16 protein-coding genes are annotated in these 18343 nt (G+C 43.7%); 8 read left to right on the top strand and 8 right to left on the bottom strand.

The window, feature by feature from the left end:
- Positions 1-61 precede the first annotated feature (61 nt).
- From QUF61_RS02290 to QUF61_RS02315, 6 genes are all read left to right on the top strand, one after another.
- The gene (locus QUF61_RS02290; protein WP_289680273.1) at positions 62-1321 is read left to right on the top strand and encodes a radical SAM/SPASM domain-containing protein; all 1260 of its coding nucleotides are present in this window, start codon (positions 62-64) and stop codon (positions 1319-1321) included.
- Positions 1311-2726, top strand: a complete 1416-nt coding sequence (hemG, locus tag QUF61_RS02295) for a protoporphyrinogen oxidase (RefSeq protein WP_289680274.1) — start codon at positions 1311-1313, stop codon at positions 2724-2726. The genes QUF61_RS02290 and hemG overlap by 11 nt, the downstream gene beginning before the upstream one ends.
- A complete protein-coding gene (locus QUF61_RS02300; RefSeq protein WP_103921525.1) occupies positions 2698-3039 on the top strand; it encodes a hypothetical protein in 342 nt (113 codons plus the stop codon). The genes hemG and QUF61_RS02300 overlap by 29 nt, the downstream gene beginning before the upstream one ends.
- Positions 3036-5582, top strand: coding sequence for a PAS domain-containing sensor histidine kinase (locus tag QUF61_RS02305; protein WP_103921524.1), 2547 nt, complete (start codon positions 3036-3038; stop codon positions 5580-5582). The genes QUF61_RS02300 and QUF61_RS02305 overlap by 4 nt, the downstream gene beginning before the upstream one ends.
- On the top strand, positions 5575-6954 hold the full coding sequence (locus tag QUF61_RS02310) for a sigma-54-dependent transcriptional regulator (RefSeq protein WP_103921523.1): 1380 nt from the start codon (positions 5575-5577) through the stop codon (positions 6952-6954). The genes QUF61_RS02305 and QUF61_RS02310 overlap by 8 nt, the downstream gene beginning before the upstream one ends.
- A gap of 136 nt (positions 6955-7090) precedes the next feature.
- Positions 7091-7615: a formaldehyde-activating enzyme gene (locus tag QUF61_RS02315; protein WP_103921522.1), complete on the top strand. Its 525-nt coding sequence runs from the start codon at positions 7091-7093 to the stop codon at positions 7613-7615.
- A 108-nt stretch (positions 7616-7723) separates the two neighbouring features.
- Here the strand turns inward: QUF61_RS02315 and QUF61_RS02320 are convergent, their stop codons facing one another.
- Entirely contained in the window at positions 7724-11656 is a 3933-nt protein-coding gene (locus QUF61_RS02320) for a YhdP family phospholipid transporter (protein WP_289680275.1), read from the bottom strand.
- A 219-nt stretch (positions 11657-11875) separates the two neighbouring features.
- Between QUF61_RS02320 and QUF61_RS02325 the strand changes: the two genes are divergently transcribed.
- A complete protein-coding gene (locus tag QUF61_RS02325) occupies positions 11876-13045 on the top strand; it encodes an MFS transporter (protein ID WP_286019504.1) in 1170 nt (389 codons plus the stop codon).
- A 97-nt stretch (positions 13046-13142) separates the two neighbouring features.
- Here the strand turns inward: QUF61_RS02325 and QUF61_RS02330 are convergent, their stop codons facing one another.
- Positions 13143-14057 carry an ABC transporter ATP-binding protein gene (locus QUF61_RS02330; protein WP_289680276.1) on the bottom strand — a complete coding sequence of 305 codons (915 nt, stop codon included), beginning with the start codon at positions 14055-14057 and terminating at the stop codon, positions 13143-13145.
- Positions 14058-14078: 21 nt separating this feature from the next.
- Between QUF61_RS02330 and truD the strand changes: the two genes are divergently transcribed.
- Positions 14079-15152 (top strand): tRNA pseudouridine(13) synthase TruD, encoded by a 1074-nt coding sequence (gene truD / locus QUF61_RS02335; protein ID WP_289680277.1) that lies wholly within the window; start codon positions 14079-14081, stop codon positions 15150-15152.
- A 470-nt stretch (positions 15153-15622) separates the two neighbouring features.
- Here the strand turns inward: truD and QUF61_RS02340 are convergent, their stop codons facing one another.
- The 6 genes from QUF61_RS02340 to QUF61_RS02365 all read right to left on the bottom strand — a co-directional run bounded on the left by QUF61_RS02340 (position 15623) and on the right by QUF61_RS02365 (position 18133).
- Positions 15623-16285, bottom strand: coding sequence for an exosortase H-associated membrane protein (locus tag QUF61_RS02340; protein ID WP_289680278.1), 663 nt, complete (start codon positions 16283-16285; stop codon positions 15623-15625).
- Complete coding sequence (xrtH, locus tag QUF61_RS02345; RefSeq protein ID WP_289680279.1) at positions 16282-16806, bottom strand: exosortase H; 525 nt, start codon at positions 16804-16806, stop codon at positions 16282-16284. Before xrtH ends, QUF61_RS02340 begins: the two co-directional genes overlap by 4 nt.
- A gap of 76 nt (positions 16807-16882) precedes the next feature.
- Complete coding sequence (locus tag QUF61_RS02350) at positions 16883-17137, bottom strand: hypothetical protein (protein WP_289680281.1); 255 nt, start codon at positions 17135-17137, stop codon at positions 16883-16885.
- The gene (locus QUF61_RS02355) at positions 17137-17448 is read right to left on the bottom strand and encodes a hypothetical protein (protein WP_289680283.1); all 312 of its coding nucleotides are present in this window, start codon (positions 17446-17448) and stop codon (positions 17137-17139) included. Before QUF61_RS02355 ends, QUF61_RS02350 begins: the two co-directional genes overlap by 1 nt.
- Positions 17415-17648, bottom strand: coding sequence for a hypothetical protein (locus QUF61_RS02360; protein WP_289680284.1), 234 nt, complete (start codon positions 17646-17648; stop codon positions 17415-17417). The genes QUF61_RS02355 and QUF61_RS02360 overlap by 34 nt, the downstream gene beginning before the upstream one ends.
- Positions 17645-18133, bottom strand: a complete 489-nt coding sequence (locus tag QUF61_RS02365; protein ID WP_289680286.1) for a hypothetical protein — start codon at positions 18131-18133, stop codon at positions 17645-17647. The genes QUF61_RS02360 and QUF61_RS02365 overlap by 4 nt, the downstream gene beginning before the upstream one ends.
- Positions 18134-18343 lie beyond the last annotated feature (210 nt).

Consider the following 18343-nt stretch of genomic DNA (forward strand, 5'->3'; position numbering starts at 1 on the left):
GTGTATACCTGTTGTTTATTGCCGCTGGAGCGGCAATGAGAAATGTGTGAGTGTAAAAGCTATGAATCAAAAACATGCTGAGCTATCCCTACTCGCCATCAATTTAACCCGCCGCTGTAATCTTGCCTGCGCGCACTGTTACCTGGATGCCGATACCCTGCGCAAGCATAACCCCGATGAATTAAGCACTCAAGCCGTGTGCGATTTGCTGGATGATGTTGCCACCTTAAATCATGGCACGATGGTAGTTTTAACTGGTGGTGAGCCTTTGCTGCGGCGGGATTTGGAAGCCATTGTAGAACATGGTACGAAACAGGAACTGGCGATTGTGCTGGGCACTAACGGTGCTTTATTAACCCGGCAACGGGCAAAAAGCCTGCAACAGGCGGGGTTGATGGGCGTGGGTATCAGCGTGGACTCGCTGAACCCGGAATACCATGATAAGTTTCGCGGACAAAACGGTACCTGGCAGCAGACCATGAGCGGCATAGAAAACTGCCGCCGCATTGGTTTGTCTTTTCAAATACATTTTTCCATCACCGATGATAATGCCGATGAACTGCCGGCGATGATTGAGTTTGCCCAGCTCAGCGGGGCGCGGGTGATGAATATCTTTTTTCTGGTTTGCACCGGACGTGGCGAGTCGTTTTCTAACATTAACCCTACCCGTTATGAGCAAAGCTTAAAACAAATTATTCAGGCACAGGCTGATTTTCCTGATTTGATTATTCGTCCGCGCTGTGCACCACATTTTAAGCGCGTCGCCTGGCAACAAAACCCGGATAGCCCCCTGAATCAAATCAGTGGGCGTGAAGGCGATGGCTGTATTGCCGGAATTCATTACGCCAGAGTTAAAGCGGATGGCGGGGTGACGGCTTGCCCTTATATTGAAAATGAAGTCGGGCATATTCGCCAGCAGAAATTTTCCACAATCTGGCAGCAGGCACAGGACTTCCAACAATTAAGACAGCCCAAATTAAGCGGGCGTTGTGGTGTCTGTGAATACCAGCAGCTTTGTGGCGGTTGCCGCGCCCGTCCGGTGGCGGTGGGTAAAAGCTTAATGGATGAAGATAATTTTTGTGCTTACGTGCCGCAAGGTGGCAGCATGATTCAGGCATTAAGCGACGATGCTTATAAAGTCACCTGGAGTGAGCAGGCGCACAGCCGTTTACAGCATGTGCCGAAGTTTTTACGCAAAATGGTTAAAAAACGGGCCGAAGCGTATGTGGCAGAGCAGGGGGAAACGGAAGTAACCACTACGCATTTAAGCATTTTATCCGCACGCCGTTTTGGTGGCAAGCCGGGTAATCATGACAGTTGAAACGCTTATCATCGGCGCGGGTATTTCCGGTTTAAGCACTGCCTGGCAGTTGGCGCAAGCGGGTTGTTCCGTAGCAGTCTGGGAGAGTGGTGCGCGTTTAGGGGGTAAAATCGCCACAGATTATGATCCGGTATCGGGTTATACCACGGAGCAGGCCGCTTCCATGGTGCTGAATTTTCGCCCTGAAGTATCACGCTTTTTACAGGAAACGGGTCTGGAATCCTGTAAATTAATTCGCAGCCCCACCACCAAACGTTATTTAATCCATCAAGGGCAGTTGCGTGAAGTGCCGATGACTTTAAGTGGTTTACTGTTGACGCCCCTATGGTCATGGCCTGCAAAATTAAGATTGTTGCTTGAGCCTTTTATTATGCAACAGGGCCATGCCAACGAAACGGTGGCTGAATTTGTACGCCGACGTTTAGGATCGGAAATATTGGATAAGGCGCTAGGCGCTTATATTTCCGGCACCCTGGCTTCAGACCCTGAACAGGCCAGCGCGCAGGCAATTTTGCCACGTCTGACGGCTTTGGAGCAGCGTTACGGCAGTTTAACCGCCGGGGTTTTTGCGCATAAGGTTTTAAATAAGAAACAGGCCAGTGAAACGGAGGGATTTTCTTTTCAAGGCGGTATGAGTGCCCTGGTTGAAAAATTAGCCGTTGGCATTGCTTCAAAGATTCATTTGCAGCATAAGCTGGTGGCGGTGAGTCCTGAGCATAACGGTTGGTCGGTAGTGGCGCAAACCCCAACAGGTGAAAAATCGCTATGGGTTAGAAATCTGATTTTAACCACCCCCGCACCTGCCACTGCTCAGTTATTAAAATATTTTGATAAACCCTTATCTGAGTTGTTAACAGGGATTCAATACGCACCTTTGTCCGTGGTTCATCTGGGGGTTAAAAAAGACAATATTAAACATGCGGTTTCAGGCACGGGTTTTTTAACCCCGCCCAAAGAAAAAACTGTGATTAATGGCAGTATGTGGATGCATAGCTTATTTCAAAATCGTGCGCCAACAGACCATGTTTTGTTAAGTAATTATTTAGGCGGAGCCAGGCATCCCGAGGTGATAAACTGGGATAAACAACAGTGTATTGATAGCGTCACTCAAGAATTACAGGATTTATTAGGTTTATCAGGTCATGCGGCTTGGGCCAAAGTGGATCAACATGCGCAAGCCCTGCCCTTGTATCATGGTCATTACATGCAACGCCAACAACAGATTCAGCAATGTCTTAGACAACATACGGGCTTGTATTTACAGGGCAATTATATCGGTGGCGTTTCCATCCGTGATCGCATTATCCAGGCAGAAAAACTGGCGCAAGTCATCTTGTCCAAAACAGCCTCTCATTCAGCGCAAACAGCGACCCATCATGAAACCACAATCCCCATCAACAGATGATAAAATACCCGCCATACCCGAATTTAAACCCTTGCGTTTAGTTGCGTTTGTATTGTTTTTATTATTGGGGATTTCACTCTGGCTGCAATGGTATACCAGCGCGGTTTCCCTGCCGCGTTATTGTCAAAATACGGATGAAAGCTTAAGGATGCTGGAAAAAGTTATTACGGAAACACGTCCTGCCAAAGATGGGGATCGTAAGCCTTATATTATTGTCGCTAAACTTTTATTTTTAGTCCCCCGTCAGCAAGATGAAATGATTGCAGATTATCTGGCGCGGGTACGGCTGCATATTGAAGGGCATTGTCGTTGATAAAAAAACGTACCTGGAAAGTGTTAAAACGCTTTTTTATTATTTTTTCAGTGGCCGGGTTTTTATTATCTCTGGTGGCTTTAGCCCATTATTCTTACCTTTCCAGCAAAGAACAACTGGAATTTCAGAGCAATGAAAAATTTCAGGTGATTCAAGGGCAAACCGCCATTAAGCAGCAATTGGCCGGAGTCTTATCCGATCTTAATTATTTAACGGCCTATGGTGAAAAGTATCTGCTGTTTAACCCTGACAGTGCCAATCAGAATCGAATGCTTAATGATTTATTACTGATTTTTAGTAAAGAAAAAGGGGTTTATGATCAAATTCGTTATTTAGATAATCAGGGTGTGGAAGTAATACGGATTAATTATAATCATGGAAATCCTGTTTCCATACCCAAAACCAATCTACAAACCAAGTCTAATCGTTATTATTTTCAGGCAGTGCAATATCTGAAACAAAATCAATATTATATTTCCCCGCTGGATTTAAATATTGAAAATGAAAAAATTGAATCACCCTATAAGCCTGTATTGCGTTTTGCCAAACCCGTATTTGATCAGCAAAGTCAAAAACAAGGTACTTTAATTCTGAACTATACGGGACAAACTTTACTGGATCATTTTATAAAAGCAACCCATGTCATTCAACAGCGTGTTGCTTTATTAAATCCACAGTCTTATTGGTTATACAGTGCGGAAAAGTCTTTACAATGGGCGTTTATGTTTGGCAAGGAAACCACCTTTTCCAAGCAGTTTCCTGCTGCCTGGGAGGTACTCAGGCAAGAAGATGAAGGCCAGTTTATCGCGGATAAGCATCTATTTACCTTTGTCACTGTTGACCCCTTACCGGCAAGCTATTCGTACACCACGCCGCGCCCAAAATGGAAAATCGTGTCTACGATTTCACTGTCTAATAAACAACTAAACAGCACTTTTGCCAGTTACATTCCTTTATATAGCTTTATGTTGTTATTGCTGGGTTTAGGTGCGTGGTTACTGGCCCAAACCTGGATACAACATCAGCAGACGGAGCTACAAGTTGCCTTTGAGCAGCGTTTCCGCCAAGCCCTGGAACATATTAATTTGTTAGCCATTGGTCTGGATAATAATGGTCATTTGATTTTTTGTAATAATGCTTTATTAAAATTAACCGGTTGGTCAAAACAAGCGGTATTAGGTAAAAAATGGCTGGATGTATTTGTTGCCCCAGAATTTAAAAATCAAGCCATAGATATTATGCATGGTATTTTTAATGGTCAGTTGCATGATATTCATCAAGATACCCTGATCCAAACCCGTGACGGGGAAATTCGTAAAGTGCGCTGGAATAATACTTTAATGTTGAATCCAACGGGCAAAACCATCGGCATGACTTGTATTGGTGAGGATGTCACAGAAATCAGAGAACAGGAACAACAGTTATTAAACTTATCCAGAGCAGTGGAGCAAAGCCCTAATGTGGTGATGATTGTGGGTATGGATGGGGAAATTCAATATGCCAATCCTAAATTTACTGAGCTGACGGGTTATACCTTAAAAGAAGTGCTGGGAAAAAATCCGCGCTTACTGAAATCAACCAATGGTATGTCAAAGGCAGATTATAGAAACCTTTGGGAAACCATAAAAAGTGGCAAAACATGGAAAGGTATTTTTCAAAATAAGAAAAAAAATGGAGAAAATTATTGGGAATCTGCAATTATTTCGGGTATCCGTAATAGTGATGGGGATATTATTAACTACCTTGCGGTTAAAGAAAATATTACCAAGCGCTTACAACTGGAAAAACAACTGGAACAGCGTAATATCAAGATTGCAAAATCAGAAGCACTGGCAGTGGTTGGGCGCATGGCATCCATGGTTGCCCATGATTTAAGGAACCCGCTTTCATCAATTAAAATGAGTTTACAAATTCTCAGCAAGCCTGCAACAAAAGCAATGGAGGCGCAGATTACAGAGTTGAAAAAAATTGCACTGGATCAAGTCGCTTATATGGAAATCATTTTAGAGGATTTGTTGAGTTTTGCCTGCCCTAGTTCCCTGCAACCTGAATGGCTGAGTATTGAACATATCATTAATGAAACCATTAATATTTTACAAGGAAAAATTCAACGTCACCAAGCCATTATTGAAACCAGTTTTCAAACAGGTTTGCCAACGCTGTATGTCGATAGCAGGCGGATACGCCAGGTTTTATCCAATCTTATCAGTAACGCGATTCAAGCCGCAACGGAAGCGGGGGAAAGTCCACATATTATGATTGTTGTCATGTCAAAATTAGGGCAGGACTTACCCGCCATTCAAATAGAAATTTATGACAATGGCGCAGGTCTGGGTGATACCAATACAAAACAACTCTGTGAACCTTTTTATACCACACGCACCAAAGGCACCGGCTTGGGGCTTGCCATTGTCAAACGTTATGTTGAAGAGCATAACGGCACCATTATTTTAGAAAATAATCCGGAAGAAAAAGGTACGATTTGTAACGTTACCTTACCCATCTCATCCCTTGTTAATGTCGGAGAAAAACATCATGCCTAAGTTACTGATTATTGATGATGATGTTGCCAGTTGCCGTACCTTGCAATTGCATTTAATGACCCAGGATTTTGAAGTGCAAACGGCTTATGATGTCGAAAGCGGGATGAATTTAGCTAGGCAAATGCAGCCCGATTTAATTATTCTTGATATCAGTATGCCGGGGCGCAGTGGTTTGGAGGCCTTGCCCGACTTCAGACAGGATTATCCCGATGCACCTGTTATCATGATTACAGCATTTCAGGATATGGAAAGTACGATTGCAGCAATGCAGGGCGGAGCCACGGAATATATTCATAAACCCATTGACATTAACGAGCTGGATAATGCCATCAGTTGCGCATTAGAACGTCAAAAAAACAAACATGACAATATTAAAGTGACCTGCAATGATCGCTTGAATAAAAACAGTATGGTTGGCAAAAGCTGGATGATGAAAGAGGTGTTTAAAACCATTGGTTTGGTGGCAAAACAACCCGTTACGGTATTAATCACCGGAGAGAGCGGTACTGGCAAAGAGTTGGTTGCCAAAGCCATACACAATGCCAGCAACAGGGGTGAGCAACCTTTTGTTGCCATTAATTGCGCGGCTTTGGTTGAAACCTTATTAGAATCGGATATGTTTGGTCATGAAAAAGGTTCATTTACCGGTGCGGTTAATCGCCAACAGGGAAAATTTGAACTGACGCGCGGCGGCACCATTTTTTTAGATGAGGTGGGCGAATTATCACCTATTATTCAGGCAAAGTTGTTGCGGGTGTTGCAGGAAAAAGAATTTAGTCCCATCGGCAGCAGTAAGGTGATTAAAACCGGTGCGCGTATACTTGCGGCAACCAATGTGAATTTGCAAAATGCCGTCACTTCAGGCGAATTCAGAGAAGATCTGTTTTATCGCCTGCAAGTGGTTACTATTGATATACCGCCGCTACGAGAACGCCGTGAAGATATTATTGACTTGGTACAGGTACTGTTAAGTAAAATTAATAAAGAGCTTAAAAAAAGCATTACCCGTTTATCCAATGAAACCATAGAGGCTTTTATGCATTATGACTGGCCGGGTAATGTCAGAGAATTGAAAAACGTATTAACCAAAGCTGTGGCATTATGTCCTAGCGACACCATTACCCTGGATTTGGTTTCCCAGGAAATTTCCCAGTTACAACCCAATCGTAAAAAAATGTCCTTTATTGAAGAGGATAATGATGAGTTGGCTTTGTTATCCCTGGAAGATATTGAAAAATTACATATTATTCGGGTATTGGAATCGACTAACTGGCATAAAGGCAAAACCTGTGAAATATTAGGTGTCTCGCGTCCGCGCCTGCGGCGCATGTTACGCAACTACCATATCAGAGAGCCTCAAGAGTATAATTAACTGATTGTTTTTGAAATTGGTTTAATGTATTTCTATATTGTTTGCAATACTGGAATTACCTTGTAGAATAAAGCATATTTTGGTACTTTATAGGCCACTTTGTTACATTCTGTCACATTACTGGGGAAAATAATTTATGGCCATTGGCGAACAAGTGCAAATGCGGGTCGGTCAATCATGGATGCACGATGAGTTTTTAAACATCAGCGCAGAAACAGAAATTCTGATTGGTGAAATTTCCGGGCCGGTTGGCAAGTCATTTGCCCAATTATTTGGCAGCCAGTTGGATGGTCAATATTGCGTGCTGGCAAAATTAAATAAAAAAATTCAGGTACGTCCCAATACGCTGGTGATTAATAAAGCCGATATTGACGATCAGCGGCATCAGGAGTTATTTCGCACGGTCATTCAAACTGCCGTTGCTCACGGGGTGCTCGATTGTGTGCGCAATAGCGAAATTCCCAAGAAAAAAGCCAATGATTTGGTGATTATTGCCAATATCTGGTTGGATCCGGAAGTCTGTGAGCGGGAAGGTTTGGATGAAAAACAGATTTTCACCTTATACCGGGATAATGCCGCCAAAGCCGTACACAAAGCTTTGTGTTATGAGCCTAGTGTGGATTGGTTATTGGAAAAACAGGATAATTTGTTGCATCAATAAATAATCTGAGTTCGGCGTAAGCTTCTTTCATCGCTTAGTGTGCTGAAAATCGCTTCCGCCTCATGCTAAGTTATTGATTTTGCTATTCTCTGACAGCCTTCCAGGTCTCTACTGTGTTATGTCTTTTGCCTTCACCACAGGTTTTTCCCAAGACCCTGAAATCTTGTAATGGCGCTGTATGCCTTGTTTTAATTGCCCCTTAAATAAATTCTGAAAGACAAAAACCCCCGTACCCACCACAGGGCCACCAACAACCATGCCTGCAATAGGTAGCGCATTACTCAAGTGTGGATACAGGATCATATCCTGGTCATAGGTTTGATTCAGTAGCCCCGTGCGACCGGCAATATGCACATCAGCAGCCACGCCTTGTATCTGTAAACCATCAGTATAAGCATAACCCCCTTCAATAAAAAAACGCCCCAGTATCTGCTGGAAAGCAAAACCTTCACTGACGACATTTTGTAAATCCTGACTTAAACGCTGAGCGATTGAGGCAAAATCCAATAAACCGATTAAGTGTCCAACAACGCCCGGATCGACTGTAATAAGTGTACCTGAGCCGATGTCCAGATTTAAATGCCCCCGCACATGCGCCATGCTGAGTTGCAAGGGGTGTCCAGGCCAGTTCACGTCCAGATTGATTTGGCTTTTGCCACCTTGCAGCGCACCTTTGCCATAATCAAGATGTTTCAGAGCTTGCCCCAGAGAGGGGCTGTCAAATTGTAATTTCAGCGTGGTTAAATGGGTGTCGGCCTGATCGGATAAGCCACTTTGTTTCTGGTAATCCCAACGCGCCTTACCATTCATTTCAAAATCAGGATGTTGGGCATGGATTTGATATATATCCAGCCCCCGGCTATCGGCTTTTGCCAATAGCTCCCAACGTCCCAGCGAGGTCTCTCCCTGCCATAAGGATTGACAAATCAGAGTTAATTCAGGCAGCTTACGTGGATCGAGACTTTGCCTTGCATGGCTTAAGGTTTCCATTTGTTTGAGATAGGAATGACTGTCTGCGCGTTTTGCGTCTTGTTGGCTATCGTTGTCTGCGGGTAAACGAATAAAGTCAAAATTTAGCTGAAAATCGGCTTGTCTGGGCAAATATTTCAATTTGCCGCCCGCCTCATCAGAAAGGAAGTTAAACGTCCAATGAATTGGGTTGATAGCACCTTTAAGGTGCACATGATGCAGTTGCGTTTGTGCCAGTGTGAGTTGATTTAATTTTAAATCCAGGTCCCAGTAACGTGGTGCCTGGATATCTATCTTGGTATCTATCTTGGTATCGCCAGTTGTTGAAGATTGTTGGGCAACGGGGGAGGATTGTGCTGCCTGCTGCCACAGCCCATACAAGTCATCTAATGACAGTTGCGGCCAGTATCCCTGAATTTGAATACCAGGAAAGTTATTCAACTTAGCCGCTTGCTTGCCTAACTGTATACTGATACCAGGGTGTTTGGGTTTAAGTGCCAGATTAAACAGGCTGCTGTATTTGGCGCGAATTTCTTGCAAGCCCTTTGCCATGCTTTGCTGGTATTGAAATGGTCGGGTTTGCTGCGCCATTTTCCCCAGGGGAGCAGGTAAATCAATCTGCAAACCCTGTAAATCAGTGTTTATTTCTAATGAGGGTGCTTGCAGGCTTGCTGTTTCAGGATAAAATAAATTTGCCTGCCATTGGCTTTCTCCAGAAACCGTTTTTAACCAAAAATCCAGTGGCAAATCAAATGCCTGCCAGACATTATTTAATAAGCTGCGATGTACAGGCCCCATCAATTCGACATTTAATCCGGCGTTTGCTTTTTTTAACAAGTTCATGCGCACGGGCGCGTCCAGTAAGTTTCCAGAGAGATTATGCGCTTGTAATCCGTTATTCTGGAAAAAAACCTGGCCCTTTAATGCACTGATTGCGAGATCCTGCTGACGCAGCAAGGCATTTTGCAAGGTATTATTTTGTAAGTTAATTTTGCCGTCAACTTTTAGAGTGTGCGGGTTTTCCAGCGGAATATCCAGCTTTAAGGCTAAGTCAAGTCTGTCGCTGATGTCGAGATCCTGCGTACCGGTTTTGCCGCGCAGCGGGCTATTTTGCAGAAAACCCAACATATCCCGCGCCCTGCCACGCACATGCCCATCAACCTGTAACAAGGGGTAGTCTTTAACAGACTTACCCCGACTCATACCGGTAATATTCACGCGGGTATCATAAATTGTATTACGATGGACTTTCCCACGATTACCGTGGATATATAAGTTATCGCCATCCACTTGCAAATCTGCTGTTGTTATCTGTTTTAAGGCTGGCCAACCCGGTGCATAATCAATTTTTGCCTGTATTACCGTGGCACTGCCATAAAAACCATTTTTACCTTTTTTCTGATGAAACAGATTCTTTACCTGCATTAAGCCCTTAAATTTTAAATCCCCCGAGACTGAACCCGTAACCAAACCACTGCGTAGCCATTTTCGTGCTGCTTTAATTTTCAGTGGTATATATTGGTAAATATGTGACAAATCTGCATTTTTTATCTGGATACTCAAGTCAATCCGGGGCTGGTTTTGAGCTGTGCTTAAGTTTTCCGAATGCTGTTCTGACAGATTTTTTGCTGCATTTGTTGGTAAAAACAGTGTTCCCTGTAGCCCCAGTTGTTGAATATTTGCGGTATTTAACAACCAGTGTTCAAAATGTAATAACCAACCTTCTCCCAGTTTTTTTGTTTTATGCCAATGCAACTTACCTAATAAACTTTTAATTTTGAAAGCTTTGTCGGCAAACATCGGCGCATCCAGCTCCACATCCTTGCTCTCCAGTTGCAACATGCCGCCATGAGTATCCAGCATTAACTGACCACTGACAGATTTGAAGCCCGGTATTTGCGCCCAACTGTGGTGTTGCCAATTAGAAAAACGGGTTTTAATATGCCAATGTTTAGGATTAAAACGAAACTGCATATTATGTAATTGCACACCAGGGCGCACTGCAACTAATATCTCACGTATTTTATCTGGCAGATGGCGAATGCCGCCAAGCAAAGGAAACACTTCCTGAAGATCTAAAAAACCGATTTTGCCCAGTACCTGGGTATAATCCTGCTGTGGTTTAATCTCCAGTTGCATTTGACTGACAGGCCAACGATGCTGACCGGTATTGAGTAAAAATGTTTGCACAGCCATTAACCAGCCTTGTTCCGCCATTGCCTGCAAGCGCAAACGCACGAATAAATCCTGTACTTGTAGTACATTATTGCGCGAATGCAGGGTTAAATGCTGTAGTTGAATTTTACCTTGCAATGATTTTAGATGCTGAGCCTGCCAAACGGTATTGGCATCAAATGCAAAACTGCCACCTTGCATATCCAGGCCACTGCCCGCCAGTAATGGTGCAGGATAACGTATGGGTGGCAAGCTTAAATGACCGCGCATTGCATAGGTATCTGCTGCTTTTTCCAGATACAGATTAAGCTGGGTAATTGGCAGTGAAGGGCGTTTTTGTCCCAGCCATAACAAACGGGTATCCGTTAAACGAATATTTTGTTGTTGCAAAAACCAATGCCGGATTTTTTGTTGGGCATTATCCAACGGTGCTTTATGCGCTTCTACAGGCAGCGGATTAGCATCCTCAGGCAGCGCAAAACCTTTTAAGCTGATTTGACCATCAGTGCTTTCAATCACGGTAAAGTTGCCACCGTTTAAGACAATATTACGGGTAATCAATTGCCCATGCAGCAGTGAAGCTGCCAGATCCAGGCGAATTTCAGCCTGTTGAAAACCGAATAAGAATAAACCGCTGTCATGCTGGCGAACCTCAGTTGTGCCGATTTTAACAACCGGCGTCCAGTTCTCCCAGAAACTTTCAAGGGAATCAATGGCAACAGTATGCCCTATCGCGTTGCTTAAATTGGCCTGAAAAATGGCATGATTTTGCGCCAGATAAAATACACTCGCATATAGCAGCGTGAGTAGCAGGCACAGCAACAACAAGCTGAACACGAAAAATCGCCACAAGCTGTGTAAAATTGTACGAAGATGAAGAAAAAAACGGCGTGTCATCAGGTTTTATACATTAACATGAGGTGGAAGCAGTTTTTAATATGCTTAGGAGCGAGAATTTTATAACTTTAGACACTTATTTCATCCTCACTCCTTGGGAGTGAGAATTTTATAACTTCAGACACTTATTTCATCCTCACTCCTTAGTCATAAAAGGCGCTTACACCGAACTCTGCTTATTCTATAGGAATGTCACTTGAAAAGAGTAAATTTTCAATCATGAGCATAAATGCTGCCACCTTCCCTTATTGGCGTTTATCTGGTTTTTACCTGTTTTATTTTGCCATTTTAGGGGTTGTCATACCTTATTTTGGCCCCTGGTTAAAATTTTCAGGATTTACGGCACAGGAAATTGCACAGTTGACCGCCGCCATCATGGCAAGTCGTCTGATTTCTCCAAATATACTGGGCTGGATTGCCGATCACACCAATCAGGCTTTGCGTCTGGTACAACTTTTTTGTATTTTAGGCGCACTGAGTTTTGCGCTGGTATTTGTTGAACAAAGCTACCACTGGCTGATGTTCAGCTTTATTGCATTCAGTTTTTTCTGGAATGCAGTGCTGCCACAATTTGAAAGTATCACCCTGGCGCATCTGGGAAAAGCACATCATCGTTATCCCCAGATTCGGCTCTGGGGTTCAGTGGGCTTTATCCTTACGGTAATGGGACTGGGCTTGCTGCTTGAGCAACAAAGCCCCAATATCGTGCCGCTGATTACTTTTTTTGTACTGCTGGGCTTAATGCTCAACAGCCTCACGGTGCCTGATCACGCTCTGCCGCATCATCACGATAATATGCCATCATTTAAGACGGTTCTATTACGGCGTGAAGTGCAGGCGTTATTTGTTATTTGTTTCCTGATGCAAGCCAGTCATGGTGCATATTACACGTTTTACAGTATTTATTTGCAAGATCATGGTTATACTGGCAGCAGCATTGGTAGTTTATGGGCTTTGGGCGTCATTGCAGAGATTGCCCTGTTTTTGGGTGTATCGCGTTATCTCAAACACTATCAACTATCCAGCCTGCTGCTTATCAGCTTGTTATTGGCGGTTTTACGCTGGTTATTGATAGGTCTGCTGGCAGACAGCCTGATGATTTTAATTATTGCGCAGTTGCTCCATGCCGCCACTTTTGGCCTTTACCATGCGGTATCTATCCAATATATCCACCGCTATTTTCCAGGACGCCTGCAAGGACGGGGGCAGGCTTTGCATAACAGCCTGAGTTTTGGCGCAGGTAACGCGGTTGGGGCATTAATCAGCGGTTATTTATGGGATTATCACACAACTTTAAGTTTTATCCTGTGCAGTTTATTTGCCTTGATTGCAGCATGGCTTTGCAGCGCGATATTAAGCCATGAACACTTTATGATGTCCACAGATTGAGGCGTTGTTGATGAAAATCAGTAAAAATCTGAGAAGTATATTGTTCCATCATATCTATAAAGCACAAAAAAGAAGCTTTTGTATAACGCCGGTAAAATCAGGATGCCTGTGAAATTAAATCCAGAAACACTTCTTCCAGACCCGGTTCATTGGTGGATAAATCTTCAAACTGAATCCCGGCGTGGTGGATGCTTTCCAAGACTTCGGAAATGGAATCCTGCTGGCGGTGCAAACGCAATGTCATCAGATTATTTTCCAGCTTAAACACCCGTTGCTGCACGGCATCTGGTAGATTTTCCGGTTTTTTTGTCAATTGTAGGCATAAAAACCGATAAGGGTAACGTGATAACAAGGTTTTTTTATCATCCAGAGCTGCAAGCTGACCGTGATTGAGAATGGCTATGCGATCACACAAGGCTTCAGCTTCTTCCAGATAATGGGTGGTGAGTAATATGGTGTGGCCCTGCGCGTGCATTTTGCGGGTAAATTCCCATAACGCCTGACGTAGTTCCACATCCACCCCCGCCGTTGGCTCATCCAGGACAATGACCTGCGGTTTATGCACCAGGGCTTGAGCAATTAAAACCCGGCGCTTCATGCCACCGGATAAGTTTTGCATATTGGCATGGGCTTTATCCGTAAGACTCAGGGTTTCTAATAATTCATCAATCCAGGCATGGTTTTCCTTACCAAAACCAAAATAGCCTGATTGCAGGCGTAACATTTCACGCACCGTGAAAAACGGGTCATACACCAACTCTTGCGGCACCACGCCCAGTGCCCGACGCGACTGCCGCCATTGTTGTTGTACATCAAAACCCATGATGCTGATTTGCCCGGAAGTGGCGCGAATGAGGCCTGCCATAATGCTGATTAAAGTGGACTTGCCCGCGCCGTTAGGCCCCAGTAAACCAAAAAAACTGCCTTGTGGAATTTCAAAATCCACACCATCCAAAGCGTGAAGTGTGTTGTAATGTTTGTGTATTTGCTGGATATGAATCGCTGTTGTCATTTGTTTATAGGAACCTGATAGATGTTATACCCAAATTTTGAAGCCTTGCCTTATGCGCTGGGAGAAAACGCAAAAGCGCCGGATAGACATGCCAGAATGCGCGTTTTTGCTGAAGATTTCAAAGTCGATGAAATTTCTGAGATAAGCCCTGATGGTGAAGGCGAGCATATCTTTTTACAAGTACAAAAAACGGGTTGTAATACCGAATGGCTGGCGCGCCAATTCGCCCGTTTTGTAGGCATTCGGGTTGCTGATGTCAGTTATGCAGGCTTAAAAGACCGTCATGCCGTGACCACGCAATGGTTCAGCTTACATCTACCGGGTAAGGCGCAACCCGATTGGTCAAGCTGGGATGTCCCCAATACCCGGATTTTGCAGCACGCCCGCCACTGCCGCAAACTGCGCCGGGGTATGCTTGCAGGTAATCGTTTCGAGCTGATTTTACGCGATTTAACTGGAACACGGGAAATTATCGAACAAACTTTGCTGCGTATTCGTGAAACCGGCGTACCCAATTATTTTGGCGAGCAGCGTTTTGGTTTTGAAGAAAACAATCTGCAACAGGCCGAACAAGTATTTCTGGGTAAACTCAAACCCCGCCGTCATCAACGTGGTTTGTATATTTCCGCCGCCCGTTCTTTTTTATTTAATCAGGTATTGGCACAGCGCATACGCGAACAAAACTGGTTGCAAATGTTGCCGGGGGAGGTATTGCAACTCAGTGGCAGCCGCAGTTGGTTTGTGTCAGATAGCGCAGAACAAGACGATACCCAGCTCATGCAGCGCCTGGACAGCGGTGATGTGCAGCCCACCGGCCCACTCTGGGGTAAAGGCGAATCTCCCGCACAGCTTGAGGCTGGCAAGCTGGAACAGGACTGTTTAGCGCCTTTTAGCGAGTTTTGTCAGGGTCTGGAAAAAGCCGGATTAAAACAGGAACGCCGCCCCCTGCGCCTGCCAGTGGCTGATTTATCATGGTCTTTTGAAGACGATAATCAGCTTAAATTGAACTTTACCCTGCCTGCGGGTAGTTATGCGACCGTGGTGATACGGGAAATTGTGCAGATTAAAAAGGATGATACTTCACAAAACGGGTAATCCAGTCGCAATAAGCGCGGTAGGGTGGATAAGCACCAGCGCCATCCACCATTTTTGGATGCACCGAAATGGCGGATGGCGCTGGTGCTTATCCGCCCTACCGGGCTAGAATTTTCTGTCTGTATAATTTTGGTGGGTGTCTAGAATTTTTTTCTCGCTACTGGTGGTTGGTTAGACCTTCTTGTAATCAATTACTTGATTACACCAGACAGAGACTTTCACTCTGTAAGAAATGACAAGCTTCGCTTGTCGCACAGTGGGTGTCTCCTAATTTTATTTCTAATTTTATTTGCAACATACCAGATAAACCCCACCCACTTTGAAATCGACAAAAATATTCTATTAATATCATACCTGTGCAGGCAGGTATCCAGTTGCTGTTCACGAGGGCTAAATTCCCGTCTACACGGGAATGACAAAAACTGTGGTTTTCAACTTAGACGGGGTTTAGTAACAAATACCGTCTTAATTTAAACATAAGTATTATTTCCAACAGTGCGATCCAATAAATCAGAAAACAACATAGCCCGAATAAAATCCCGGTTCAGCCAATAGGCAATTATTATTGGCGCAATGATAATTGCGATATAAGTGCTTAGGGGTAAGATACTACTGATAGTCGTTAATAACCACTGCGGTGGTGGCAAGACGGCCTGAGTGATGCCACCGCCAAGCCATATTTCGCCAAGATCATCACGGCTCATAAAACCCATTATCCGCGCCAGACTATCAAGATAAATCACCAACACCACAAAAATACTCAAAACCAAGCTGCCCAGCAATAACTTCCACAATTTGCGGCGGATTGATTCTGTTACGCTCAATAAAAAAGCCCATAGCAAAGCAAAACCCATGCTAAATGACACCATAGAACCCAAAACCATGCTATACACTCTCAGCTTTCCCGCTTGTAACTGCATTTGCTCCAGATACATGATTTGGGTATAAAACAGCCAGATGCCCTGAGCATTAAGTTCCATTTCCAGATATGCGCTTTGAAAACTGGATTCCAGCAATAATTTGACCGGAAAAAATATTACTTGTAACAGATAAGGGGATAATATCCACCACAAACCCACTGCTGGAAAAGCCCAGAATACAACATGCAGGGTGAAACGAAAACGGTGACTCATAAAATGTTATCTGTTGTTTTCATGCTGCTCCACCAAATCCAGCCAAAAAACAATAAACCCAAATCAATACTGAAAAAAATTGGCCACAGATGATGATGCACCCAATCAAATTCTGCCGGATACCATTGTCCAAGATACAGCAGACTGATTAAGCGAATAATATTCAGTGCTTGTAATGCCAATATCCCGCCAACAATACCCAGTAATTTTATTTTCCAGGTGGCGGGGAAAGCCAACATTCCGGCAACCAGTAACACGGTGAATTGCAGGGCGGTGCATTCGCCGGATACCCGCAAGGCAAAACCGGAATCGGGCAGGCGCAGCACATCGCCAATGACCAGCACATTCGGGTCAAACCAATGAATCACTCCGCCGCTGATATGGGCTAATAACAAACAAAATTGCGCGATAACGGTAGCCGGGGCAAAGACATCCAGCAAGGTTAAGCCAATGCCGGATAATAACAAATAAAATAATACAAATCGGGAAGTAGAAGATTTGGCAAATAATGCAGTTTTCATAATGGTAAGCTTGCTCCCACGCAAGGCGCGTGGGAGCCAGATGGTTCTGGAGTGTGTGGGAACGAGCGATACCGTGCTATTCTGCTATAGCTACATTTATGTTATCGTCATTAACCGTTATATTCAATATCGTATCATATCCTCGTGCTTCTATATTTATTGATATTTGATGAGGTTGTGTTGCTTTATTGACGGTTAATTGATGAAATCCATTTGCCACTGGATGAGTTTGACCAAATGGTGCGTTCCATACTTGCTGTTCAATTGTTACCGAAGTAACATTTTCCTGCTGTGTTCCAGCAACAATATTTATTATTATGTTTGTCGGCATTATCCTTCTCCTCTGAAAATATGTTTTCTAAAAAAACTGGCTATTGTTATTATAAAACCAAATAAACCAAACATTCCCCAAAAGCTTAGGTTTATTGGTGCCGAAACCGGAGGAGGCGCAACCGGAGGAGGCGCAACCGGGCAATTTCCTGCTGTTATTGTTGGTAGGGGTAAAGCTGCTCCAATTTGGAGCCAGCCACCCACACTAAGAAGCTCTGCTACTGTGGGAGATTCTGGCGTTGGCATTATGGTATCAGAATTATAGCTATCGCCATTTATCATGGCAACTGAAAAGGCATCCATACCAGGCAAAAAAAAACATTACTATCAGTATTATTAGCATCCAGACCACGGCATTGGTCCATGAAACAAATATAATTACCATTAGCAGCTACGTTACCAGCGCCTGATACACAAATCTTAGCACCATGCTGATAAGAAAAGGCATTTTGCACCAAACCAGCGAACAGCATAGGCAGTAAAATCATGAAATAATTTAAGTTATTTTTCATGAGTTTACACTCCATGTTCCATCATTATTATAAACCACATTAAATGTAATCGTCCCATCTGTCGCATCACATATCGCTGCATTTACTGATGAGGTTGTGAAATTTACAACAATACCTGCTTCATAAGAACCAGTCTGCACATAAAAAACCAACTTGGGTTGCACATCAATATTTTTATTTGGTTCAGCTTCAATAAAATTGGAAAGCGCACTACTCCCATCCGCATTCTTGACACCTAACCCTAAATTGTATTTATCTACATTTGGATTAAAAGTAGGGGTTGTAATTCTAAAAGCACCAGATTCTACTCCAGCAGTTTCGCTTGGCTTTGTCAGCCCTAATGGGTTGATTTGCATCTCTGTACCATTATTCGCTGTACCAGTTTTTGGGGTAATATCAATTGCTTTTATAACATGCGTTGTTCCAGAAGCTTCGCCTTCAACTATTTCACCGCTTCGAGTCTGAGCAGCAGCATAAGTTTCCACCTCAATTTGAAAAGTTAGCGTAGCTCCTGAACCTTTCCCGCGTAATTGACTATGATAAATGCTATTTGTATAAACGGCTTGCCCCCCCTACATAGTCAGCAGGTTTTTGAAAGAAAAAGAAATCTTGTATATTGGAGCTATTATTCGTTACATTAATCGTATACGTTGTACTCATTGAATTTTCCTCATTGGTTTAGTGCAGAGACATGG

Source organism: Candidatus Venteria ishoeyi, from assembly GCF_030378065.1.
In the GTDB taxonomy this organism is placed as follows: Bacteria; Pseudomonadota; Gammaproteobacteria; order Beggiatoales; family Beggiatoaceae; genus Venteria; species Venteria ishoeyi.